Genomic DNA, 22,523 nt, shown 5'->3' with positions numbered 1-22,523 from the left:
GCTCGCCAGCCTTCCATGAGCGAGCCATCATTACCTGAACACCTTTGACGAGAGCCAGCCATGAGTGAAGAGATTCTGATCAATATCACGCCGATGGAATCACGCGTGGCGGTGGTGGAAAACGGTGTCCTGCAAGAGGTGCATGTCGAGCGTACCCAGCGCCGCGGGATTGTCGGCAACATCTACAAGGGCAAGGTGGTGCGTGTCCTGCCGGGTATGCAGGCGGCTTTTGTCGATATTGGCCTGGAGCGCGCAGCGTTCATCCATGCGTCGGAAATCTCCCTGCGTGAAGGGCCGGCAGTCGAGACCATCAGTGCCTTGGTGCATGAAGGTCAGAGCCTGGTGGTGCAGGTGACCAAGGACCCCATCGGTTCAAAGGGCGCTCGCCTGACCACACAGCTTTCGATTCCTTCGCGTTATCTGGTGTATATGCCACGCACCAGCCATGTCGGTATTTCCCTGAAAATCGAAGACGAAGCCGAGCGTGAGCGTCTCAAACAGGTGGTCAGTGACTGCGTGGCCCAGGAAAATATCAAGGATGCCGGTGGTTTCATCCTGCGCACGGCTGCCGAAGGCGCGGGCGCCGATGAAATCCTCATGGACATTCGCTACCTGCGCAGGCTCTGGGAGCAGATTGGTAATCAGATCAAGACCGTGGGGGCGCCGACCGTCATTTATGAGGATCTGGGCCTGGCCTTGCGTACCCTGCGCGACCTGGTCAACCCGAAAATCGAGAAGATCCGCATCGACTCTCGGGAAACGTTCCAGAAAACAACGCAGTTCGTCGCCGAGCTGATGCCGGAAATCGCCGACCGGCTGGAGCATTACCCGGGTGAGCGTCCGATTTTCGACCTTTATGGCGTCGAGGACGAAATCCAGCGTGCGCTGGACCGCAAGGTGCCGCTCAAGTCCGGTGGTTATCTGGTGGTCGACCCGGCTGAAGCGATGACCACGATCGATGTGAACACCGGGGCTTTCGTCGGGCATCGCAACCTTGAAGAGACCATCTTCAAGACCAACCTGGAGGCGGCAACCGCGATTGCCAGGCAACTGCGCCTGCGCAACATTGGCGGGATCATCATCATCGACTTCATCGACATGGAAGACGAAGAGCATCAGCGCCAGGTATTGCGTACGCTGGAGAAGCAGCTCGAACGTGATCATGCCAAGACCAACATCATTGGTATCACCGAGTTGGGCCTGGTGCAGATGACCCGCAAGCGCACCCGTGAAAGCCTCGAGCAGGTGCTCTGCGAGCCCTGCATCAGTTGCCATGGTCGCGGCAAGCTGAAAACACCCGAGACAATCTGTTACGAGATTTTCCGGGAAATCCTTCGCGAGGCCCGCGCCTATCAGGCTGAAGGCTATAGAGTGCTGGCCAACCAGAAGGTGGTGGACCGGTTGCTGGACGAGGAGTCTGGCAATGTTGCCGAACTTGAGGCGTTCATCGGGCGAACGATTCGCTTCCAGGTCGAGTCGATGTATTCCCAGGAACAATATGATGTGGTGCTGCTCTGATTCGCTTTTGTTGTTCATTTGAGCTGTGGCTGCTGGCAAAGCCGGTAGTCCGGGCCATAGTTAAAGCTCGACTCGGGGAGACATCGACATGGAACGTCTGACGCGCGTTCTGATCGCATTGACTCGCTGGGGCTTGGGCGGTTGCGCCCTGCTGACAGTGCTTGTCGCACTTTACGTAAGCCTTGGGCGGCAGTTGGTGCCGTTGGTGGCTGAATACCGGAATGACGCTCAGGACAAGGCCGAGCAGGCCTTGGGCATGCCTGTCCATATCGGCGCCCTGGAGGGGCGCTGGAGTGGGTTGGCGCCGGTGTTGCTGGTGCGTGATGTGCAGTTGGGTGATGGCCCCAACGCCTTGCGCCTGGATGCGGTCAGGGTCGTGCCAGACCTTTGGGCCAGCTTGATGGAGCGTCAGCTACGCATTGCCCAGATCGAGTTGGGTGGCCTGCAGGTGAGCCTGCATGAAGATGAGAATGGCCGTTGGGCGCTGAAGGGTTTGCCCGTCACGCAAGCGCAATCACTCGACCCTGAGCAGGTGCTGACCCAACTTCAGGTGGTCTCGAAGGTTTCCCTGTTCGACAGCCAGGTGACCCTTGAGCCGTTCCAGCGTGATCCGACAACCCTTACCTATGTCAGCCTCGGGCTACAGACCGGCAGTGTGCGCCAGCGTCTTGATGCGCGTGCGACCCTGCCCGACGGCCAGCCGCTGGCCTTGAGCCTGCGCAGCCGGATTCGCCCGGCTCAATGGCGTGAGGCGCAACTAGAGGCGTACCTGAGCCTGCCGCAGAGTGACTGGGCCAAGTGGATACCGCCGAAATGGCTGGGGCAGTGGAAGGCCGAGCAGTTGCGTAGTGGCGGCGAGGTCTGGCTCAACTGGTCGAACGGTGCGGTGAGCAGTGCGGTGGTGCGCATGAACGCGCCGCGGTTGCGCGGTGCCTATACCGGGCGCAAAGCCATCGCCCTGGATAACCTGGCCCTCAACGCCTGGTTCCAGCGTAGCGAGCAGGGCTTCGAAGTGGCCGTAGACTCCCTGGCGATGAGCCTGGGCGAAACCCGCTGGGAATCTCGTATCCAGTTGCGCCAGTTGGCGGCCACCGAGAAAACCGAAGAAACCTGGGAGGTGCAGGCCGATCGCCTGGACCTTGCCCCGCTCACGCCGTTGATCGATGCCCTGGCTCCGCTGCCGGACACTCTGATGGCCGTGGTTGATGGTCTCAAGGTGACCGGTGGCTTGCGCAACGTGCGGCTGGATATTCGACCCAAGGCCAGTGGCGATCAGCGCCTGAGCTTTGCAGCCAACCTCGACCGGGTGGGGTTTTCGGCCTACCACGGTGCACCGGCGGCAGGAAACGTCAGTGGCAGCATCAGTGGTGACCTTGGTCAGGGTGAGCTACGCCTTGATACCGATGCATTCATGCTGCATCTCGATCCTATCTTCGCCAAACCCTGGCATTACCAGAAAGCCAATGCACGCTTGACCTGGCGTCTGGATCAGGACGGCTTCACCCTCATTGCGCCTTACCTCAAGGTGCTGGGAGAGGAAGGCAAGATCGCTGGCGATTTCCTGATTCGTCTGCTCTTCGACCCTGCGCTTGAGGACTACATGGACCTGCGTGTCGGTCTGGTCGAGGGTGACGGTCGTTACACTGGCAAGTACCTGCCGGCAGTCTTGAGCCCCGCATTGGATGAGTGGCTGCGCACGGCAATTCTCAAGGGTGCGGTCGATGAGGGCTATTTTCAGTACCAGGGCTCGCTGAACCACGGGGCATCCCCTGAGGCCCGGAGCATCAGCCTGTTTTTCAAGGTGCATGATGCGGCCCTCGATTTTCAGCCGGGCTGGCCGACGGTGCACAACGTCGACGGCGACGTGTTCATCGACGATGCCGGGGTGCGGGTAAAGGCCCGCAGTGGGGAGTTGCTCAATACCCAGGTCAGCAACGTGATAGTCGATATTCCCCATGTGGACAGTGGCGAGCACAGCCACTTGTACCTTGATGGCGAATTTTCCGGCGGGCTTGGCGATGGTCTGAAGATTCTCCAGGAGGCACCTATTGGCACCGGGCCGACCTTTGCCGGTTGGGAGGGCGAGGGCAGCCTGGTGGGCAAGCTCAAGCTCGATGTTCCACTGGTGAAGGGGCAACAGCCCAAGGTGCTTGTGGACTTCAGTACGGCTGATGCACGCCTCAAGATCCGTGAGCCGGCGCTGGAATTGAGCCAGCTCAAGGGCGATTTTCGATTTGATTATGACAAAGGTCTGAGCGGTCAGGGCATTACGGCCCGGGCGTTCGACAAGCCGTTCACTGCGCAGATTTTCGCGGAAGGCAAGCCCGGTCAGTTGCAGACCCGCCTCGCTGCCAAGGGGCAGATCGGGCTCAAGGCGCTGACCGACTGGCTGCAGTTCAACCAAGCCTTGCCGCTGTCTGGCGAACTGCCCTACGAGCTGCAGGTAGCCTTGGGTAGCCGCAGCAATCAACTGACGATCAACTCCACGCTCAAGGGGCTGGCAATCGACTTGCCTGCACCGTTTGGCAAATCCGCTGGCGAGGTGCGTAACAGCCAGTTTCGGATGAACCTGCAAGGCCCTGAGCGCCGTTACGATGTTGATTACGCAGACCTTGCCAACCTGGTGTACGCATCGCCGGTGGGCAAGCCCGGCCAAGGGCGCGGCGAACTGTTGTTTGGCGAAGGCAATGCCCAGTTGCCCTCTGCCCAGGGCGTGCGGTTGAGTGGCAAGCTGGCCGAGCTGGACGTGGCGCTTTGGCAGAAACAGCTGGAACGTTATGCCGGAAACGATCCAGGCGGCAGTGCCCGGCAAGCCCTCCAGAGTGCCAATGTGAGCATTGGGCAGGTCAAGGCATTCGGTCTTGACCTCAACCAGGCGGTGGTTCGTGTCAACCGTAGCAATGACAGTTGGGGCGTGCGCCTGGACAGCAAGGAGGTCATAGGTAATGCGCGCCTGCCGGATAACCAGGCACAACCGATCACCCTTAATTTGCAGACCATTCATCTGCCGTCGGCTGATCCCGCTGAGGTTACGGCCCCGGATGCCCCTGACCCCTTGGCTACTGTCGATCCGCGCAAAATTCCTGCAGTCGACCTGACCATCGGCAAGTTGTTCCTGGGTGACGATCTGTTGGGCAGTTGGTCGCTGAAGCTGCGGCCCACGGCCAAGGGCGTAGCGCTGAAGGATCTGGACCTCAATCTCAAAGGCTTGATGATTGATGGTAACGCTGGCTGGGAGGGTGTGCCGGGGGCGAGCAGTAGTTGGTACAAGGGCCGTCTGGAAGGCAAGGACGTGGCAGATGTGCTCAAGGCCTGGAAGTTCGCACCGACCGTGACCAGTCGGGATTTTCGTCTGGACGCCGACGGCCGCTGGCCAGGCTCGCCCGCCTGGGTTGGCCTCAAGCGGTTTTCCGGCAGCCTTGATGCCTCGCTACGCAAAGGCCAGTTTGTCGAGGTGGAAGGTGGTGCTCAGGCGCTGCGGGTGTTTGGTCTGCTGAACTTCAACTCGATTGGCCGTCGCTTGCGCCTGGACTTCTCCGACCTGCTTGGCAAAGGCCTGAGTTATGACCGGGTCAAAGGCTTGTTGGTCGCCAGTGAGGGCGTCTACGTGACGCGTGAACCGATCACCGTGACGGGGCCCTCAAGTAATCTGGAGCTGGATGGCACACTGGACATGGTTCGAGACCAGATCGATGCCAACCTGCTGGTGACCTTGCCGGTGACCAACAACCTGCCATTGGCGGCGTTGATTGTCGGTGCGCCGGCCATTGGCGGTGCCCTGTTCCTGGTTGACCGCCTGCTGGGGGATCGGGTGGCACGTTATGCCAGCGTGCACTATCGCGTCGAAGGCCCGTGGAAAGAGCCTAAGATTAGCTTTATCAAACCTTTCGAGAAGAACCGTTGATGAAAGCAGCCGTGATTCAGATGGTCAGCCAGAGCGATATTGCTGGCAACCTGGCCCAGGCCCACGCATTGCTTGAGCGTGCAGCCCATGGCGGTGCGCGGCTGGCAGTCTTGCCAGAAAACTTTGCGGCCATGGGGCGTCGTGACAGTGCCGCAATCGGCCGAGCCGAAGCGCTTGGCGAGGGGCCAATCCTGCCGTGGTTGAAACAGACGGCACGTGACCTCAGGTTATGGATTGTGGCCGGAACCGTGCCTTTGCCGCCGGTCGGGCAGCCCGACGCGAAAGCCCATGCCTGTTCGTTGCTGATCGACGATCAGGGGCAGCAGGTGGCGCGCTACGACAAGCTGCACCTGTTCGATGTCGATGTGGCCGACAACCGTGGCCGTTATCGTGAGTCCGATGATTATGCCCATGGAAGTCGGGTGGTCGTGGCCGATACGCCGGTTGGCCGTCTGGGGCTCAGTGTTTGCTATGACCTGCGCTTTCCGGAGCTCTATAGCGCCTTGCGCGAAGCGGGGGCTGAATTGATCAGTGCGCCGGCGGCGTTTACCGCGGTAACCGGTGCCGCACACTGGGAAGTGCTGATACGTGCCCGGGCTATTGAAACGCAGTGTTATGTGTTGGCTGCGGCTCAGGGCGGCACTCATCCCGGTCCACGGGAAACCTTTGGTCATGCGGCGATCGTCGATCCATGGGGGCGCATCGTCGCCGAACAGGACACCGGCGAAGCCGTGCTGCTGGCCGAACGCGACAGCAGCGAACAGGCGTCCATCCGGGCGCGGATGCCGGTGGCCTTGCACCGGCGCTTTTTTTCGCAGGACGCCTTGCGGCCTGCGCACACCTCGGAGTGACTATGAGCGAGTTGTTATCCACCGTCAGTGAGCACCTGCTGGCGCCAGGTGGTCTTACTCTGGACAGCCTGCAGTCGGTGCTCGGTGAGCTGGCCGGGCCCGGTATCGATGCCGCCGACCTGTACTTTCAGGGGCAGATTTCCGAGTCGTGGGCACTGGAGGACGGCATTGTCAAAGAGGGCAGCTTCAACCTCGATCAGGGGGTAGGTGTTCGTGCCCAATCCGGTGAAAAAACCGGTTTCGCCTACAGCAATGCGATCAACCTTGAGGCCTTGAGCTCGGCGGCTCGTGCTGCCCGTTCAATTTCCCGAGCTGGACAGAACGGCAGTGTTCAGGCGTTCAAAAGCCAGGACGTGGTGCAGTTGTACTCGCCGGACAATCCACTTGAGGTCATCAGCCGTGCCGAGAAGGTCGAGCTGCTCAAGCGTGTCGATGCGGCAACCCGCAAGCTGGACCCACGTATCCAGCAGGTCAGTGTCAGCATGGCCGGCGTCTGGGAGCGCATCCTGGTCGCGGCCGCCGACGGTAGCCTGGCTGCCGATGTGCGACCGCTGGTGCGTTTCAACGTCAGCGTGATCGTCGAGCAGAATGGTCGCCGTGAACGCGGCGGCCACGGCGGCGGCGGGCGCACCGACTACCGTTTCTTCACCGATGAGCGTGTCATGGGCTATGCCCGTGAGGCATTGCGTCAGGCCTTGGTCAACCTTGAGGCGGTTCCGGCGCCGGCCGGGACATTGCCGGTGGTTCTCGGCCCGGGCTGGTCAGGGGTGTTGCTCCATGAAGCGGTCGGCCATGGTCTTGAGGGTGATTTCAACCGCAAGGGCAGCTCGGCCTATAGCGGTCGTTTGGGGGAGCAGGTCGCGTCCAGTCTCTGCACCATTGTCGACGACGGTACCCTGGAAGGGCGCCGCGGCTCGCTGAGCGTCGATGACGAAGGTACCCCCACCGAATGCACCACCTTGATCGAGAACGGCATCCTCAAAGGCTACATGCAGGACAAGCTCAATGCCCGCTTGATGGGGATGGCGCGCACCGGTAACGGCCGGCGTGAGTCCTATGCACACTTGCCGATGCCGCGCATGACCAACACCTACATGCGCGCCGGTGATAGCGACCCGGCTGAAATCATCGCTTCGGTGAAGCGTGGCCTGTACTGCGCAAACCTTGGCGGCGGGCAGGTGGATATCACCAGTGGCAAGTTCGTGTTTTCCACCAGTGAGGCCTACCTCATCGAGGACGGCAAGATTACCACGCCGGTGAAGGGAGCGACCCTGATCGGTAACGGGCCGGAGGCCATGAGCCGTGTGTCGATGGTCGGTAACGACCTGTCGCTGGACAGTGGTGTCGGCACGTGTGGCAAGGATGGGCAATCGGTGCCTGTGGGTGTGGGTCAGCCGACGCTGAAGATCGATGCGATCACCGTGGGTGGCACGGGCGCATGACGAAAAGGTCGAGCCGGCAGGGTGCCGGCTCGGCTACGAAGATCAGCGCAGGCCGCGCTGGGTTTCGTCGAGGTCGCGGATGTACTTGAAGATCTTGCGGCTGGCAGTTGGCGGCTTGTTGCGCGCCAGCTCATGCTGGGCCTGACGGATCAGCGAGCGCAGCTGTTGGCGATCCGCTTCGGCGTATTCGTTGACGAAACGCTCGAGGTCTTCGTCGGTGCCGCCGATCAGACGGTCGCGCCAGCGTTCAAGGTTGTGGAATCGTTCGTTGTACTGGCGAGTGGAGGCATCGAGTTGGTCCAGCAGCGCAAGAATGGCCTCGATGTCCTGATCGCGCATCAATTTGCCGATGAACGACAAGTGGCGTTTACGGGCAATGTGGGCGGTGTGTTTGCTGGCATCGGCCAAGGCCCGGCGCAGGGCGTCGGTCAGCGGCAGGCGTGCCAGGGTGTCCGGCTTGAGCGTTGTAAGGCGCTCGCCGAGGTCGACCAGCGCATGCAGCTCGCGCTTGATCTGGGTTTTGCTTTTTTCGCCTTCGTCGAAGGCATCGTCGTAAGAATCAACCATGGTGGCAGTCCGCGTGGAAACGCCGCCATGATAACCAGTCGGGGGCCGCTTGTCCGGCCCGGTCGTGAGTTGACCCGTGCCGAGAGCAGATTTTGAGTGGAGAAGACCATGAGTTCAGTCCAGAGCGTAGGTCCGCAAGCCCTGCCGGCACTGCAGGAGCAGGTCGAGCAGATCATTGCCGAGGCCCGGCGCCAAGGCGCCAGTGCCTGCGAAGTAGCCGTTTCGCTGGAGCAGGGGCTGTCGACCTCGGTGCGTCAACGTGAAGTAGAGACGGTTGAGTTCAACCGTGACCAAGGCTTTGGTATCACTTTGTACGTTGGTCAGCGCAAAGGTTCGGCCAGCACCTCGGCCAGCGGCAGTGAGGCGATTCGTGAAACCGTTGCTGCCGCACTGGCGATTGCCAAGCACACCTCCGAAGACGATTGCGCCGGGCTGGCTGATGCCGCGTTGATGGCTCGCGATTTGCCGGACTTCGATCTTTACCATGCCTGGGACATCACTCCGGAACAGGCCATCGAGAAGGCCTTGGCCTGCGAGGCGGCGGCATTCGAGGCCGATCCACGGATCAAGAATGCTGATGGCACCACCCTCAATACCCATCAGGGCTGCCGCGTCTACGGCAACAGCCATGGTTTCATCGGCGGTTATGCCTCGACGCGTCACAGCTTGAGTTGCGTGATGATCGCCGAGGGCGATGGGCAGATGCAGCGCGACTACTGGTATGACGTCAATCGTCAGGGCGAGTTGCTGGCCGACCCGCAGAGCATTGGCCGGCGCGCTGCGCAGCGTGCTGCCAGCCGTCTGGGCGCGCGCCCGGTACCCACCTGCGAGGTGCCGGTGCTGTTCTCGGCGGAACTGGCCGGTGGGCTGTTCAGCAGCTTCCTGTCGGCGATCTCCGGTGGAAACCTGTACCGCAAATCGTCGTTCCTCGATGGCGCCATGGGCCAGCAGTTGTTCCCGAATTGGCTGACCCTGGATGAGCGTCCGCACCTGCAGCGTGCCTTGGGCAGTGCGGCCTTCGATGGTGATGGGCTGGCAACCTATGCCAAGCCATTCGTCAAAAACGGTGAGTTGGTGTCTTATGTTCTGGGCACTTATTCCGGGCGCAAACTGGGCATGCCGAGCACCGCCAACGCCGGTGGTGTGCACAACCTGTTTGTCACCCATGGTGATGAAGATCAGGCTGAACTGCTGCGTCGCATGGGGCGCGGCCTGTTGGTCACTGAACTGATGGGGCATGGCCTGAATATGGTGACAGGCGATTACTCCCGTGGCGCGGCAGGTTTCTGGGTGGAGAACGGTGAGATCCAGTTTGCGGTTCAGGAGGTGACGATCGCCGGCAATATGAAAGACATGTTCCAGCAAATCGTTGCAATCGGTAATGATCTGGAAACCCGCAGCAATATCCACACTGGCTCCGTACTGATCGAGAAAATGACGGTCGCTGGTAGCTGATTCCCTTGGGCCTGGCCATAACTATGTAGGATCAGGTCATCTGTTTGCAGGCGTAGAGTCCGTTCTGTCGTTCGATAAGGATACGAACACTGAAACGGACTCTCGTACTGTCGTGGCGTAAGCCCTTCTTCGCTGTTCGTCCTTCTTGAACGTATCGCTTGCCCGGCGAACGTGCGCGTTAGCGCTGCGCAGGCCTCACTTTACCTGGCTCAAGAAAAGGATTTCCCAATGATGAATGATGTGAACAAGGCGCCGGAGGCTGTAGGGCCTGAAAATCTGCCCGACTTGAAGGCGCATGTCGAAGTGCTGCTTGCTGAGGCTCGCGCACAAGGTGCAGCGGGTGGCAGATGATCACGTGGACCCCCTGTACACCGACGCTACAGCTTGGCTTGGGCTGGCAGTCTACGTTGGTCAGTGCAAGGCTGAGGTGAGCATCGACCTGAATGAGGAATTCTCGCCTGATGAAGCGGTGAGTTCTCCATGCGCGGCATTGGTTTCTGGATTGAGCATGGCGAGGTGCAGCATGCGCTGAACCCGTTTATTGTCTCGGGCAATATGAACGCACTGTTCAAGCAAATCGTTGCTGTAGGCCGTGATCGCGAGCCCGTTGGACGCTCATTGGGGCGCTCGCTTCTGATTGAACAACTAGATATCGTGAGTGATTGAGCAACTGTCGTAGTGGATCCTACGTCTGGTAGCTCGGCTTGGTGTTGGGCTACCAGAAGGGCACGCGGCTGTGTGAGACAAGGGGGCAGTAGAATGCTTGTGCGTTATTCGCCTTCGTCAAAGCGATTGTTGATCAGCTCAACCAGTGCGTTGAGTGCCTCTGTGTCGTCTTCACCTTCGGTGTGCAGGTGTACCTGAGTACCTTTGCCTGCTGCGAGCATCATCACGGCCATGATGCTCTTGCCATCGACCAGTTTGTCCGGTGCACGGCCAATTCGTACCTGGCAAGGAAAACGGCCGGCAACGCCAACGAATTTTGCGGCTGCGCGGGCATGCAGGCCCAGCTTGTTGATGATGGTTATTTCAAGAGCAGGCATCGCACAAGAGTCCTGTGGCTAGAGGTCGCGGTGGCGGACCTGGACGTTCTTCAGCGATTGCTGCAGCAACTGACCCAGGCGTTCGGTCAGATAGACCGAGCGATGATGACCACCGGTACAACCGATGGCAATGGTGACATACGCACGGTTGCTGGCGGCAAAGCGGGGTAGCCATTTGAGAAGATACCCGGAGATATCCTGGAACATGTCTTCGACATCCGGCTGGGCGGCCAGGTAGTCGATTACCGGTTGCTCAAGCCCGGAGTGATCCCGCAGTTCTGGCTTCCAGTAGGGGTTGGGCAGGCAGCGCACATCGAACACCACGTCAGCGTCTACGGGCATTCCACGCTTGAAGCCGAATGATTCGACCAGGAACGCAGTACCCGGCTCGGGTTGATTGAGCAGGCGAAGCTTGATCGAGTCTTTGAGCTGGTACAGGTTGAGGTTGGTGGTGTCGATCTTCAGGTCGGCCAGATCGGAAATAGGACCGAGCAGTTCGGTCTCGACCCGGATGGCCTCAGCCAGCGAGCGCTGAGCGTTGGTCAGCGGGTGACGGCGACGGGTTTCCGAGAAGCGCTTGAGCAGGGTTTCTTCATCGGCGTCCAGATACAGCACATCGCATTGGATATGCCGGTTGCGTGCATCTTCAAGCAGTTCCGGGAACCGGGATAGATGGCTTGGCAGGTTGCGTGCATCAATGGACACGGCAACCTTGGGTTGCATCAGTTCGGTATTGATCAGCGCATTTTCGGCAAGCTGCGGCAGCAAGCCGGCTGGAAGGTTGTCGATGCAATAGTAGCCATTGTCCTCAAGCACATCGAGGGCAGTGCTTTTACCTGAGCCGGACCGGCCGCTGACGATGATCAAACGCATGTTCAGTGCCCGTTCTGTACATCCAGTACGACCTGATACAGGGACTGGCTATCGCCGGCCGCACGCAGTTTTTCGCGAACGTCCTTGCGGTCAAGCATGCTGGCGATCTGGCGCAGCAGCTCCAGGTGCTCGTCGGTGGCGGCTTCCGGAACCAGCAGTACGAACAGCAGGTCTACGGGAGCACCATCGATGGCGTCGTAATCTATGGGGGCATCCAGGTGGAGCAGCGCACTGATCGGTGCGGTGCAGCCACTGAGGCGGCAGTGTGGAATGGCGATACCGTTGCCGAAACCGGTTGAACCCAGTTTTTCGCGGGCAATCAGGCTCTCGAAGACATCTTGCATTTCCAGATCCGGTACTTCCCGGTCAATCAGGTTGGCAATGTGTTCGAGTACGCGTTTTTTACTGCCGCCCGGCACGTTCACAAGTGAACGGCCGGGGGTCAGGATATCTTCAAGTCGGATCATGAGTGGGGGGGATCAGCGAGCGGCTGCACCTTGCAGCAAGGCCTGCTGTTTTTCCTTGTGTTTTTTCAGTTGGCGGTCGAGCTTGTCGGCAAGCAGGTCGATCGCGGCATACATGTCTTCATGCTCGGCATTGGCGACGACTTCGCCGCCTGGGATGCGCAGGGTGGCCTCGATTTTCTGTTTCAGCTTCTCGACCTCCAGAATGACCTGCACATTGGTGATCTTGTCGAAGTGACGCTCAACACGCTCGAGTTTTTCCCCGATATAAGTGCGCAGCGCTTCGGTGACTTCTACTTGGTGTCCACTGATGTTGACTTGCATACAGCTTCTCCTTTTGTTGCCGGTGCATAAAGAGGCAGGTATTGCGCCTGCCACTTGAATTGCGGTGGCACACCTCAGGTGCGTTACATCAGTCGCTTGCGTTCACTCGACGGTGCAATGCCGAGCGACTCGCGGTACTTGGCGACGGTGCGTCGTGCTACCTGGATGCCTTGTGCCTCCAGTAAACCAGCGATCTTGCTGTCACTCAATGGCTTTTTCTGATTTTCCGCTGCAACCAGTTTTTTGATGATCGCGCGAATCGCCGTGGACGAGCATTCTCCGCCTTCGGAGGTGCTGACATGGCTGGAGAAAAAGTACTTCAGTTCGTAAATTCCACGCGGGGTATGCATGTACTTTTGCGTGGTCACCCGGGATATGGTCGATTCGTGCATGCCCACCGCTTCGGCGATGTCGTGCAGCACCAGCGGCTTCATGGCCTCGTCACCGTGGTCGAGGAATCCACGCTGGTGTTCGACGATCTGGGTGGCAACCTTCATCAGCGTTTCGTTGCGGCTTTGCAGGCTCTTGATGAACCAGCGGGCTTCCTGAAGCTGATTGCGCATGAAGGTGTTGTCTGCGCTGGTATCGGCGCGGCGTACAAAGCCTGCGTATTGTGGATTGACGCGCAGGCGTGGGACGGCTTCCTGGTTCAGTTCAACCAGCCAGCGATCGCTGTCCTTGCGCACGATCACGTCAGGCACCACGTATTCGGGTTCACTGGACTCGATCTGTGAGCCGGGGCGTGGGTTCAGGCTTTGTACCAGTTCGATCACCTGGCGCAGCTCGTCTTCCTTGAGCTTCATGCGGCGCATCAGCTGGCTGTAGTCGCGGCTGCCGAGCAGGTCGATGTAGTCGCTGACCAGTCGTTGCGCTTCAGTCATCCAGGGTGTTTGTGCCGGCATCTGACGCAACTGCAACAACAGGCATTCGCTCAGGTTGCGGGCGCCTATACCGGCAGGCTCGAATTGCTGGATGCGGTGCAGGACGGCTTCCACTTCGTCCAGCTCGATATCGAGTTCCGGGTCGAAGGACTCACAGACCTCTTCCAGGGTTTCGTCGAGATAGCCCTGGTTGTTGATGCAGTCGATCAGGGTGACGGCAATCAGTCGGTCGGTATCCGACATTGGCGCCAGGTTCAACTGCCACAGCAGGTGGCTCTGCAGGCTTTCACCGGCCGAGGTGCGGGTGGTGAAGTCCCACTCGTCGTCATCGTTGCTGGGAAGGCTGCTGGCGCTGGTTTGATAGATATCTTCCCAGGCGGTGTCTACCGGCAGCTCATTGGGAATACGCTCGTTCCACTCACCTTCCTCAAGGCTTTCCACGGGAGTGGCGGTTTCCTGGAAGCTGGTTTCCTGGGATTCCGAGGTCGGCTTGGATTCGGCGTTATCCGCCATCGGGTCGCTGTTATCGAAGTCGTCGCCATCTTCCTGGCGTTCGAGCATCGGGTTGGATTCCAGGGCTTCCTGGATTTCCTGCTGCAGGTCCAGTGTGGAAAGCTGGAGCAGACGGATGGCCTGTTGCAACTGCGGTGTCATCGTCAGTTGCTGGCCCATTCTTAGGACGAGCGATGGTTTCATGGCAGGGGCTTAACACCTTATTCGCCGGCGCACATGCGCCATCCACTACAAGGGCGCCGAAGCGCCTTCTTTAAGCAAATTATATGCCTGAAACCGAGGTGTTTGCCTAGAGCGCTGTAACAAATAAGCCGGTATTTGGGCGGATCGTCAGCGCTCTGGCGGTGCCTCGCACCTCGGGCTTACAGGCGGAACTCGTGGCCGAGGTAAACCTCTTTCACCAGTTCGTTGGCCAGGATGGTTTCTGCATCACCTTCGGCGATTAGGCGACCATCGTTGACGATGTAAGCGGTTTCGCAGATATCCAGTGTTTCACGGACGTTGTGGTCGGTGATCAGAACGCCAATGCCTTTGGCTTTCAGGTGGTGGATGATCTGCTTGATGTCGCCGACCGAGATCGGGTCGACACCGGCAAACGGTTCGTCGAGCAGGATGAATTTCGGTGCAGTCGCCAGTGCGCGGGCGATCTCCACACGGCGACGTTCACCACCGGAAAGGCTCATGCCGAGGTTGTCGCGGATGTGGCTGATGTGAAACTCCTGCAGCAGGCTTTCCAGTTCCTTGCGACGCCCTGCGGCGTCCAGCTCCTTGCGTGTTTCCAGGATCGCCATGATGTTGTCGGCCACCGACAACTTGCGGAAGATCGAGGCTTCCTGGGGCAGGTAGCCAATCCCAGCGCGTGCACGACCGTGCATCGGCTGGTGGCTGACATCCAGGTCGTCGATGAGCACGCGGCCCTGGTCGGCCTGTACCAGGCCGACAATCATGTAGAAGCACGTTGTCTTGCCGGCGCCGTTAGGGCCGAGCAGGCCGACGATCTGGCCGCTGTCGATTGACAGGCTGACGTCACGTACGACTTGTCGACTCTTGTAGCTCTTGGCCAGGTGCTGGGCTTTGAGGGTTGCCATTACTCGGCCTTCTTCTTCGGCTGGATCACCATGTCGATGCGTGGGCGCGGTGCGGTAATGTTGCTGCCGCGGCCGGCGGTGGCGACCTGAGACTTGGTGTTGTAGACGATTTTCTCGCCTTCGGTGGTGTTGCCTTCGTTGATCACCTTGGCCCGGTCAGTCAGAACCACCAGGTCTTTCAATGCCTGGTATTGGATCTGCACGGCATAGCCTTGCATCTTGTCCGGCTTTGCAGCGCTTTGTTGCTGCTCGAAATACGCCAGGTTGCCCACCGAAGTGACCACGTCGATATCGCCGGAAGCGGAGCGGGTGATGGTCACGGTGTTGCCTTTGATCATCATCGAGCCTTGGGTGATGATCACGTCGCCGGTGTAGGTGGCAATGCCTTTCTTGTCGTCCAGTTGGGCGTTATCGGCCTGGATGCGGATTGGCTGGTCGCGGTCGTTCGGCAGGGCCAAGGCGCTCGCGCTTCCCAGTGCTGCGCTCAGGCTGAGCAAAAAGGGGAGGGTTTTAACGAGCCTCATACTGTCCTCTTACGTTGGACAGCAGGTCCATCCTGCCGTCTTTCAAATACGCTTTCATTCCCTTGCCCGTAGTGGTTCCACCGGCGCCGTCGATTCTAACGGCTTGATCGGTTTGAGCATATTGCTTCTGTGGGAATACCGTCATGCGGGTCGTGGTAATAATGGTTTCGCGGTTCTGTTCATCGGTGCGGGCAACCCGTACCGAGTCAATCAGCTCGACTTCGGTACCGTCCGGGTTGACCTCGCCGCGTTCGCTCTGAACGTGCCAAGGGTAGGCGGTGCCGCGGTACATGTGCAGGTCGGGCGTGGTCAGCAGGGTGATCTCGCTGGCCTGCAGGTGCTCGACCTTGTCTGCCGTCATGTCGTATTGCAGCTTGCCGTCAGGTAGAAACTGAACGCTGTGGGCATTGGTGGCGTAATAGTCGATGGCGCCTTTGTCGACAGTGGCCACCGGTTTCTCGAGGAAAGTATCGGGGCCGACCTTCCAGTAGCCAACCGCCGCCAGCAGGACGGCGATCGCCCCGAGCAGCGCAATGTTGCGGATTTTATTGCTGAACATGTGTCGCCCTACAGATAGTTGGCGTTTGCCGCATCGAGGTTGCCTTGGGCTCGCAGGATCAACTCGCAGAATTCGCGAGCGGCACCTTCGCCACCGCGTGCGAGGGTAACGCCATCAGCGTGTTCGCGTACGAAGGCCGCGGCGTTGGCCACGGCCATTCCCAAGCCAACCCGGCGGATGACGGGCAGGTCCGGTAGATCGTCGCCCAGGTAGGCAACCTGTTCATAGTCTAGGCCGAGCTGGCCGAGAAGTTCGTCCAGTACGACCAATTTATCTTCACGCCCTTGGTACAGGTGCGGGATGCCGAGGTTTTTCGCTCGGCGTTCGACCACCGGTGTCTTGCGACCGCTGATGATCGCGGTGGTCACACCCGAGGCCATGAGCATTTTGATGCCTTGACCGTCCAGGGTGTTGAAGGTCTTGAACTCGCTGCCATCTTCGAGGAAATACAGGCGACCGTCGGTGAGGACGCCATCAACATCAAAAACGGCCAGTTTGATGGCCTTGCCGCGCTGCAGCAGATCGGTTTGCATTACATTACTCCCGCACGCAGCAGGTCGTGCATGTTCAGTGCGCCTACCGGGTGATCGTCCGTGTCTACGACGACCAGGGCGTTGATCTTGTGGTCTTCCATGATTTTCAAGGCCTCGGCGGCGAGCATTTCGGCGCGGGCGGTTTTGCCGTGCGGTGTCATCACGTCTTCGATTCGCGCCTTGTGCAGGTCGATGTTGCGGTCGAGCGTGCGGCGCAGGTCGCCGTCAGTGAAGATCCCGGCCAGACGGCCGTCGGCTTCCAGTACCACGGTCATGCCCAGGCCCTTGCGGGTCATTTCCATCAGGGCATCCTTGAGCAGGGTGCCGCGGGCAACCTGGGGCAGCTCGGCGCCGGCGTGCATGACGTTTTCGACTTTCAGCAGCAGGCGTCGGCCCAGTGCGCCACCGGGGTGCGAGAACGCGAAGTCCTCTGCGGTGAAGCCTCGCGCTTCCAGCAGGGCAATGGCCAGTGCATCGCCCAGCACCAGGGCTGCGGTGGTCGAGGAGGTTGGCGCCAGGTTAAGCGGGCAGGCTTCCTGTTGCACACGGGCGTCAAGGTTGACTTCGGCGGCTTTGGCCAGTGGCGAATCCGGGTTGCCGGTGAGGCTGATGAGTTGAATGCCCAGGCGTTTGATCAGCGGCAGCAGGGTCACGATTTCAGCGGTTGAACCGGAGTTCGACAACGCCAGGATGATATCGTCACGGGTGATCATGCCCATGTCGCCATGGCTGGCTTCGGCAGGGTGGACAAAGAACGCCGGTGTGCCGGTACTGGCCAGGGTTGCGGCGATCTTGTTGCCGATGTGCCCCGACTTGCCCATGCCGACTACCACGACCCGGCCTTTGCTGGCCTGGATCAGCTCGCAGGCCTTGACGAAATCAGCGTCGATATGGGCAAGCAGGCCTTCTACCGCTTCAAGTTCGAGGCGGATGGTGCGTTGTGCGGATTGGATCAGGTCGCTGGATTGGCTCATGTGGAAAATCGGATTGCCTGATGAAAAGGCGGCGATTATAGCGGGAATGCGCGAAAGCCTCACCTGCGAATCGCTGTCAGTGGCGTGTCAGTCGTTCATTTTTGGCTCAAGGAAGTCTGCGCAAGCGCTGCGATGGCCTTGGGGCGGCCCTGTCTGCGGTGCTATAGTTCGCCGCCAGTTCGGCCCGCTCAGGGCGTGCGTGCCTCCATGAAGGAGGTGGACGTCTGAGTGAGAAGGCTGCATCGCAAGGAGTTTAGATGAGCGTTGATAACGCCTACGCGGTCGAGTTGAAGGGCGTAACCTTCAAGCGCGGTTCGCGCAGTATCTTCAATAATGTCGATATACGCATTCCCCGAGGCAAGGTCACCGGCATCATGGGGCCATCCGGGTGTGGCAAGACCACGCTGCTGCGGCTGATTGGTGCGCAGCTGCGACCGGCCAGCGGCGAAGTCTGGGTGGCGGGGCAGAATTTGCCGACCCTGTCACGAAGCGACCTGTTCGATGCGCGCAAGCAGATGGGCGTGCTGTTCCAGAGTGGCGCCTTGTTCACGGATCTCGACGTGTTCGAGAACGTCGCCTTCCCCCTGCGCGTTCATACGCAGTTGTCTGATGAGATGATTCGCGACATCGTGCTGATGAAGTTGCAGGCGGTGGGCTTGCGCGGCGCCTTCGAGTTGATGCCCGACGAGCTGTCAGGCGGCATGAAGCGCCGTGTGGCGTTGGCCCGTGCAATTGCCCTGGACCCGCAAATCCTCATGTACGACGAACCCTTCGTTGGTCAGGATCCGATCGCAATGGGCGTGTTGGTGCGCTTGATTCGCCTGCTCAACGATGCCCTGGGTATCACCAGTATCGTCGTTTCGCATGACCTGGCGGAAACCGCCAGTATTGCCGACTACCTCTATGTGGTGGGTGATGGGCAGGTATTGGGGCAAGGCACGCCGCAGGAGCTGATGAGCTCCGATAACCCCCGTATTCGTCAGTTCATGAAGGGCGATCCGGACGGCCCGGTGCCTTTCCATTTTCCTGCGCCTGACTACCGCGCCGATTTGCTGGGGAAGCGTTAGATGCGCAGAAAATCGTTACTTGAGCGTATTCGTCTTTTCGGTCGCTCGGCCATTGATGTGCTCGCTGTGCTGGGCCGATCCTGGCTGTTCCTGCTGCATGCGTTGATTGGGCGTGGCGGTATTGGTGGCAGCTTTCAGTTGCTGATCAAGCAGCTCTACTCGGTCGGTGTGTTGTCGCTGGCGATCATCGTGGTTTCCGGTATTTTCATCGGCATGGTGCTGTCGTTGCAGGGCTTCAATATCCTGAGCAGCTATGGCTCGGAACAGGCAGTAGGGCAGATGATTGCCCTGACCCTGCTGCGTGAGCTTGGCCCGGTGGTGACCGCGCTGCTGTTTGCTGGGCGGGCGGGCTCTGCATTGACCGCTGAAATCGGCAACATGAAGTCCACCGAGCAACTGTCCAGTCTTGAGATGATCGGTGTCGATCCGCTCAAGTACATTGTTGCCCCACGCCTGTGGGCAGGCTTCATTTCCCTGCCGCTGCTGGCAATGATTTTCAGTGTGGTGGGTATCTGGGGTGGGTCCTGGGTCGCGGTTGACTGGCTGGGGGTCTATGAAGGCTCTTTCTGGTCCAACATGCAAAACAGTGTGTCCTTCACCGATGATGTGCTTAACGGGATCATCAAGAGCCTGGTTTTTGCCTTTGTCGTTACCTGGATCGCCGTATTCCAAGGCTATGACTGCGAGCCCACCTCAGAGGGGATCAGCCGTGCCACTACCAAGACCGTGGTCTATGCCTCGTTGGCAGTCCTGGGTCTGGACTTTATTCTGACCGCCTTGATGTTTGGAGATTTCTGATGCAAAACCGCACCCTGGAAATCGGTGTCGGCCTGTTCCTCCTGGCCGGGATCCTGGCGCTGCTTCTGCTGGCACTGCGTGTCAGCGGCCTGTCTGCCAGCCCGAGCAGCGATACCTATAAACTTTATGCCAACTTCGACAATATCGCCGGTTTGACGGTCAGATCCAAAGTGACCATGGCCGGTGTCACCATCGGTCGGGTCACGGCCATCGACCTTGACCGCGACAGCTTCACCGGTCGCGTGACCATGGAGCTGGAAAAACGCCTAGACAATCTGCCTTCGGACTCCACGGCGTCGATCCTGACCGCGGGGTTGCTGGGTGAAAAGTACGTAGGTATCAGTGTCGGTGGCGATGAGACGGTGTTGAAGGATGGCGGTGTCATCCATGACACCCAGTCGTCATTGGTGCTTGAGGACCTGATCGGCAAGTTCCTGCTCAACAGTGTTGGCAAAGAAGCCAAATAAGGAGTTTCTATGATCTCTATTCTGCGACGCGGCCTGCTGGTGTTGCTGGCGGCACTGCCAATGTTTGCGGGCGCGGCAGTGGCCCCGTCGGCTCATGACCTTATACAGGGCACGACCAATCAACTGCTGTCCGACCTGAAGTCGAACAAAGAGCAGTACAAGGCCAACCCGAGCGCCTTCTACGACGCCCTCAACCGTATCCTAGGGCCTGTGGTGGATGCCGATGGCATCTCGCGCAGCATCATGACCGTTAAGTATTCGCGCAAAGCCACGCCTGAGCAGATGGCGCGCTTTCAGGAGAACTTCAAGCGCAGCTTGATGCAGTTCTACGGTAACGCCCTGCTGGAGTACAACAACCAGGGTATTACGGTCAGCCCGGCCAAGGATGAAAGCGGCGATCGGACCAGCGTTGACATGAAGGTCACGGGTAACAACGGCGCGATCTATCCTGTTTCCTACACGCTGGAGAAGATCGATGGCGTCTGGAAAGTGCGCAATGTGATCGTCAATGGCATCAACATCGGCAAGTTGTTCCGTGACCAGTTTGCCGATGCCATGCAGCGCAACGGTAACAACCTGGACAAGACCATCGATGGTTGGGCTGGCGAAGTCGCCAAGGCCAAGGAAACGGCGGAGCAGTCCACCGAGAAGCAAACGCAATGAGCAGTGCCTCTGTTCAGTGGGGTGAGGCCGGTGTCCTGAACCTTTCGGGGGTTCTGGATTACCGCACGGGCCCGACCTTGCGCAAGGAAGGTCAGGTGCTGATTGCTTCCGAGAAGGCGCCCGCGCTGGTGCTCGACTGCTCTGCGGTAGAGAAATCGAGCAGTGTAGGCCTCTCACTGTTACTGGCCTTCATGCGTGATGCCAGTGCAAGCGGGAAAACCGTCGAAGTGCGCGCAATGCCCCAGGACATGCGCGAAATCGCCGAGGTCTATGGCCTCGCCGAACTGTTGGCGGGCCGATAATCGGCCCCCGTCTAGCGGCCCCTCGGTCAGAGTCCTCGTTTACGGGGTTCGCAGGCGAGGGGCTTTTTTGTATGATGGCCGACCCGCGCGCACAGGGCGCCGATTGAGGTTGAGCATGCAGGCCGTAGAAGTTAAGAGCTTCCTTGAAGAAAAGTTGCCGGGAACCCGGGTCGAAGTTGAAGGCGAAGGCTGCAACTTCCAGTTGAATCTGATCAGCGACGAGTTGGCGGCCCTGAGCCCGGTCAAACGTCAGCAAGCGATCTATGCTCACCTGAACCCGTGGATCGCCGATGGCAGCATCCATGCGGTAACCATGAAATTTTTCAGCAGCGCAGCCTGGGCTGAGCGCACCTGAGCCAATTGGCGCGAGACTCAAATGGATAAACTGATTATTACTGGCGGTTCTCGTCTTGATGGCGAAATCCGCATTTCCGGGGCGAAGAACGCTGCCCTGCCGATTCTGGCTGCCACCTTGTTGGCTGACGGCCCTGTGACGGTTGGCAACCTGCCACACCTGCACGACATCACCACCATGATCGAGCTGTTCGGGCGTATGGGCATTGAGCCTGTCATCGATGAAAAGCTTTCGGTGGAAATTGACCCGCGTAGCATCAAGACGCTGATCGCGCCTTACGAGCTGGTGAAAACCATGCGCGCCTCGATCCTGGTACTCGGCCCGATGGTCGCGCGCTTTGGCGAGGCTGAAGTGGCCCTGCCTGGCGGTTGCGCCATCGGTTCGCGTCCTGTCGACCTGCACATTCGTGGCCTTGAAGCCATGGGTGCGAAGATCGAAGTCGAGGGTGGTTACATCAAGGCCAAGGCACCTGAAGGTGGCTTGCGTGGTGCGCACTTCTTCTTCGACACCGTCAGTGTGACCGGTACCGAGAACATCATGATGGCGGCGGCGCTGGCCAAAGGCCGCAGCGTACTGCAAAACGCCGCGCGTGAGCCGGAAGTGGTCGACCTGGCCAACTTCATCAACGCCATGGGCGGCAAGGTTCAGGGCGCTGGCACCGATACCATCACCATCGATGGCGTCGAGCGCCTGGGTTCGGCGACCTACCGTGTCATGCCTGACCGTATCGAGACCGGTACCTACCTGGTGGCTGCCGCCATTACCGGTGGCCGCGTCAAGGTCAAGGACACCGATCCAACCATCCTCGAAGCGGTTCTTGAGAAACTCAAGGAAGCCGGTGCCGAAATCACCACGGGTGAAGACTGGATCGAGCTGGACATGCACGGCAAGCGGCCTAAAGCCGTGAACCTGCGTACCGCCCCATACCCGGCGTTCCCGACGGACATGCAGGCGCAGTTCATCTCCCTCAACGCCATCGCCGAAGGCACTGGCGCAGTGATCGAGACGATCTTTGAGAACCGTTTCATGCACGTGTACGAGATGCACCGCATGGGCGCCTTGATCCAGGTCGAAGGCAACACGGCCATCGTTACCGGGACCAAGACCCTCAAAGGCGCGCCAGTGATGGCGACTGACCTGCGGGCTTCGGCCAGCCTGGTGCTGTCGGCGCTGGTTGCCGAAGGTGATACCCTGATCGACCGCATCTACCACATCGACCGTGGTTATGAGTGCATCGAGGAAAAACTGCAGATGCTGGGCGCGAAGATCCGTCGCGTACCGGGCTAGTCTGCCTGCGGCGCAAGGACGCGCCACACATTGCTGGACCGAATTGAATGCTGTCGAGCCTGCTGTGCGGC

General features: G+C 59.5%; 23 protein-coding genes and 1 pseudogene. 13 read left to right on the top strand and 11 right to left on the bottom strand.

What is annotated here, in order from left to right; all coding sequences use genetic code 11:
• Positions 1 to 60 precede the first annotated feature (60 nt).
• From rng to tldD, 4 genes are all read left to right on the top strand, one after another.
• Positions 61 to 1,518: a ribonuclease G gene (rng, locus tag CYD26_RS13980; protein ID WP_065759393.1), complete on the top strand. Its 1,458-nt coding sequence runs from the start codon at positions 61 to 63 to the stop codon at positions 1,516 to 1,518.
• A gap of 88 nt (positions 1,519 to 1,606) precedes the next feature.
• Positions 1,607 to 5,422 (top strand): YhdP family protein, encoded by a 3,816-nt coding sequence (locus tag CYD26_RS13975; RefSeq protein ID WP_102052852.1) that lies wholly within the window; start codon positions 1,607 to 1,609, stop codon positions 5,420 to 5,422.
• Positions 5,422 to 6,273, top strand: coding sequence for a carbon-nitrogen hydrolase family protein (locus CYD26_RS13970; protein ID WP_065759395.1), 852 nt, complete (start codon positions 5,422 to 5,424; stop codon positions 6,271 to 6,273). The genes CYD26_RS13975 and CYD26_RS13970 overlap by 1 nt, the downstream gene beginning before the upstream one ends.
• 2 nt (positions 6,274 to 6,275) lie before the next feature.
• Positions 6,276 to 7,715 carry a metalloprotease TldD gene (tldD, locus tag CYD26_RS13965; protein WP_065759396.1) on the top strand — a complete coding sequence of 480 codons (1,440 nt, stop codon included), beginning with the start codon at positions 6,276 to 6,278 and terminating at the stop codon, positions 7,713 to 7,715.
• Positions 7,716 to 7,757: 42 nt separating this feature from the next.
• Here the strand turns inward: tldD and yjgA are convergent, their stop codons facing one another.
• A complete protein-coding gene (gene yjgA, locus CYD26_RS13960) occupies positions 7,758 to 8,282 on the bottom strand; it encodes a ribosome biogenesis factor YjgA (protein WP_065759397.1) in 525 nt (174 codons plus the stop codon).
• 108 nt (positions 8,283 to 8,390) lie between these two features.
• Between yjgA and pmbA the strand changes: the two genes are divergently transcribed.
• Together pmbA and CYD26_RS13950 are read left to right on the top strand one after the other, a co-directional pair.
• Positions 8,391 to 9,737 carry a metalloprotease PmbA gene (gene pmbA, locus CYD26_RS13955; protein WP_102052851.1) on the top strand — a complete coding sequence of 449 codons (1,347 nt, stop codon included), beginning with the start codon at positions 8,391 to 8,393 and terminating at the stop codon, positions 9,735 to 9,737.
• 477 nt (positions 9,738 to 10,214) lie between these two features.
• Positions 10,215 to 10,403 (top strand): annotated as a pseudogene (locus CYD26_RS13950) (metallopeptidase TldD-related protein); the annotation flags it as partial.
• Between the two features lie 104 nt (positions 10,404 to 10,507).
• On the opposite strand, the gene CYD26_RS13945 reads toward CYD26_RS13950, so the two are convergent.
• From CYD26_RS13945 to CYD26_RS13900, 10 genes are all read right to left on the bottom strand, one after another.
• Positions 10,508 to 10,780 carry an HPr family phosphocarrier protein gene (locus CYD26_RS13945; RefSeq protein ID WP_065759401.1) on the bottom strand — a complete coding sequence of 91 codons (273 nt, stop codon included), beginning with the start codon at positions 10,778 to 10,780 and terminating at the stop codon, positions 10,508 to 10,510.
• Positions 10,781 to 10,798: 18 nt separating this feature from the next.
• The gene (gene rapZ / locus CYD26_RS13940; RefSeq protein ID WP_065759402.1) at positions 10,799 to 11,653 is read right to left on the bottom strand and encodes an RNase adapter RapZ; all 855 of its coding nucleotides are present in this window, start codon (positions 11,651 to 11,653) and stop codon (positions 10,799 to 10,801) included.
• 2 nt (positions 11,654 to 11,655) lie between these two features.
• Complete coding sequence (ptsN, locus tag CYD26_RS13935) at positions 11,656 to 12,120, bottom strand: PTS IIA-like nitrogen regulatory protein PtsN (protein WP_099773638.1); 465 nt, start codon at positions 12,118 to 12,120, stop codon at positions 11,656 to 11,658.
• A 12-nt stretch (positions 12,121 to 12,132) separates the two neighbouring features.
• On the bottom strand, positions 12,133 to 12,441 hold the full coding sequence (hpf, locus tag CYD26_RS13930) for a ribosome hibernation-promoting factor, HPF/YfiA family (RefSeq protein ID WP_065760933.1): 309 nt from the start codon (positions 12,439 to 12,441) through the stop codon (positions 12,133 to 12,135).
• An 83-nt stretch (positions 12,442 to 12,524) separates the two neighbouring features.
• Positions 12,525 to 14,018 (bottom strand): RNA polymerase factor sigma-54, encoded by a 1,494-nt coding sequence (locus CYD26_RS13925; RefSeq protein ID WP_065760932.1) that lies wholly within the window; start codon positions 14,016 to 14,018, stop codon positions 12,525 to 12,527.
• Positions 14,019 to 14,197: 179 nt separating this feature from the next.
• Positions 14,198 to 14,923 carry an LPS export ABC transporter ATP-binding protein gene (gene lptB / locus CYD26_RS13920; protein ID WP_065760931.1) on the bottom strand — a complete coding sequence of 242 codons (726 nt, stop codon included), beginning with the start codon at positions 14,921 to 14,923 and terminating at the stop codon, positions 14,198 to 14,200.
• Positions 14,923 to 15,447 (bottom strand): lipopolysaccharide transport periplasmic protein LptA, encoded by a 525-nt coding sequence (gene lptA / locus CYD26_RS13915; RefSeq protein ID WP_065760930.1) that lies wholly within the window; start codon positions 15,445 to 15,447, stop codon positions 14,923 to 14,925. The genes lptB and lptA overlap by 1 nt, the downstream gene beginning before the upstream one ends.
• Complete coding sequence (gene lptC / locus CYD26_RS13910) at positions 15,434 to 16,006, bottom strand: LPS export ABC transporter periplasmic protein LptC (protein WP_065760929.1); 573 nt, start codon at positions 16,004 to 16,006, stop codon at positions 15,434 to 15,436. The genes lptA and lptC overlap by 14 nt, the downstream gene beginning before the upstream one ends.
• Before the next feature lie 8 nt (positions 16,007 to 16,014).
• Positions 16,015 to 16,539, bottom strand: a complete 525-nt coding sequence (locus tag CYD26_RS13905; protein WP_065760928.1) for an HAD family hydrolase — start codon at positions 16,537 to 16,539, stop codon at positions 16,015 to 16,017.
• Positions 16,539 to 17,513 (bottom strand): KpsF/GutQ family sugar-phosphate isomerase, encoded by a 975-nt coding sequence (locus tag CYD26_RS13900; RefSeq protein WP_065760927.1) that lies wholly within the window; start codon positions 17,511 to 17,513, stop codon positions 16,539 to 16,541. The genes CYD26_RS13905 and CYD26_RS13900 overlap by 1 nt, the downstream gene beginning before the upstream one ends.
• A 257-nt stretch (positions 17,514 to 17,770) precedes the next feature.
• On the opposite strand from CYD26_RS13900, the gene CYD26_RS13895 reads away from it, so the two are divergent.
• The 7 genes from CYD26_RS13895 to murA all read left to right on the top strand — a co-directional run bounded on the left by CYD26_RS13895 (position 17,771) and on the right by murA (position 22,452).
• Positions 17,771 to 18,580, top strand: a complete 810-nt coding sequence (locus CYD26_RS13895; protein WP_065760926.1) for an ATP-binding cassette domain-containing protein — start codon at positions 17,771 to 17,773, stop codon at positions 18,578 to 18,580.
• Positions 18,581 to 19,378 carry a lipid asymmetry maintenance ABC transporter permease subunit MlaE gene (mlaE, locus tag CYD26_RS13890; protein WP_065760925.1) on the top strand — a complete coding sequence of 266 codons (798 nt, stop codon included), beginning with the start codon at positions 18,581 to 18,583 and terminating at the stop codon, positions 19,376 to 19,378.
• Complete coding sequence (gene mlaD / locus CYD26_RS13885) at positions 19,378 to 19,845, top strand: outer membrane lipid asymmetry maintenance protein MlaD (protein WP_065760924.1); 468 nt, start codon at positions 19,378 to 19,380, stop codon at positions 19,843 to 19,845. Before mlaE ends, mlaD begins: the two co-directional genes overlap by 1 nt.
• 9 nt (positions 19,846 to 19,854) lie before the next feature.
• Entirely contained in the window at positions 19,855 to 20,508 is a 654-nt protein-coding gene (locus CYD26_RS13880; RefSeq protein WP_065760923.1) for a phospholipid-binding protein MlaC, read from the top strand.
• The gene (locus tag CYD26_RS13875; protein WP_065760922.1) at positions 20,505 to 20,810 is read left to right on the top strand and encodes a lipid asymmetry maintenance protein MlaB; all 306 of its coding nucleotides are present in this window, start codon (positions 20,505 to 20,507) and stop codon (positions 20,808 to 20,810) included. The genes CYD26_RS13880 and CYD26_RS13875 overlap by 4 nt, the downstream gene beginning before the upstream one ends.
• A gap of 115 nt (positions 20,811 to 20,925) precedes the next feature.
• A complete protein-coding gene (locus CYD26_RS13870; protein WP_065760921.1) occupies positions 20,926 to 21,165 on the top strand; it encodes a BolA family protein in 240 nt (79 codons plus the stop codon).
• Between the two features lie 21 nt (positions 21,166 to 21,186).
• Complete coding sequence (gene murA / locus CYD26_RS13865; RefSeq protein WP_065760920.1) at positions 21,187 to 22,452, top strand: UDP-N-acetylglucosamine 1-carboxyvinyltransferase; 1,266 nt, start codon at positions 21,187 to 21,189, stop codon at positions 22,450 to 22,452.
• Positions 22,453 to 22,523 lie beyond the last annotated feature (71 nt).

The organism is Pseudomonas sp. FFUP_PS_473, from assembly GCF_002858665.1.
Taxonomy (GTDB): Bacteria; Pseudomonadota; Gammaproteobacteria; order Pseudomonadales; family Pseudomonadaceae; genus Aquipseudomonas; species Aquipseudomonas defluvii.
This window is presented reverse-complemented; position numbering and strand designations above follow the sequence as displayed.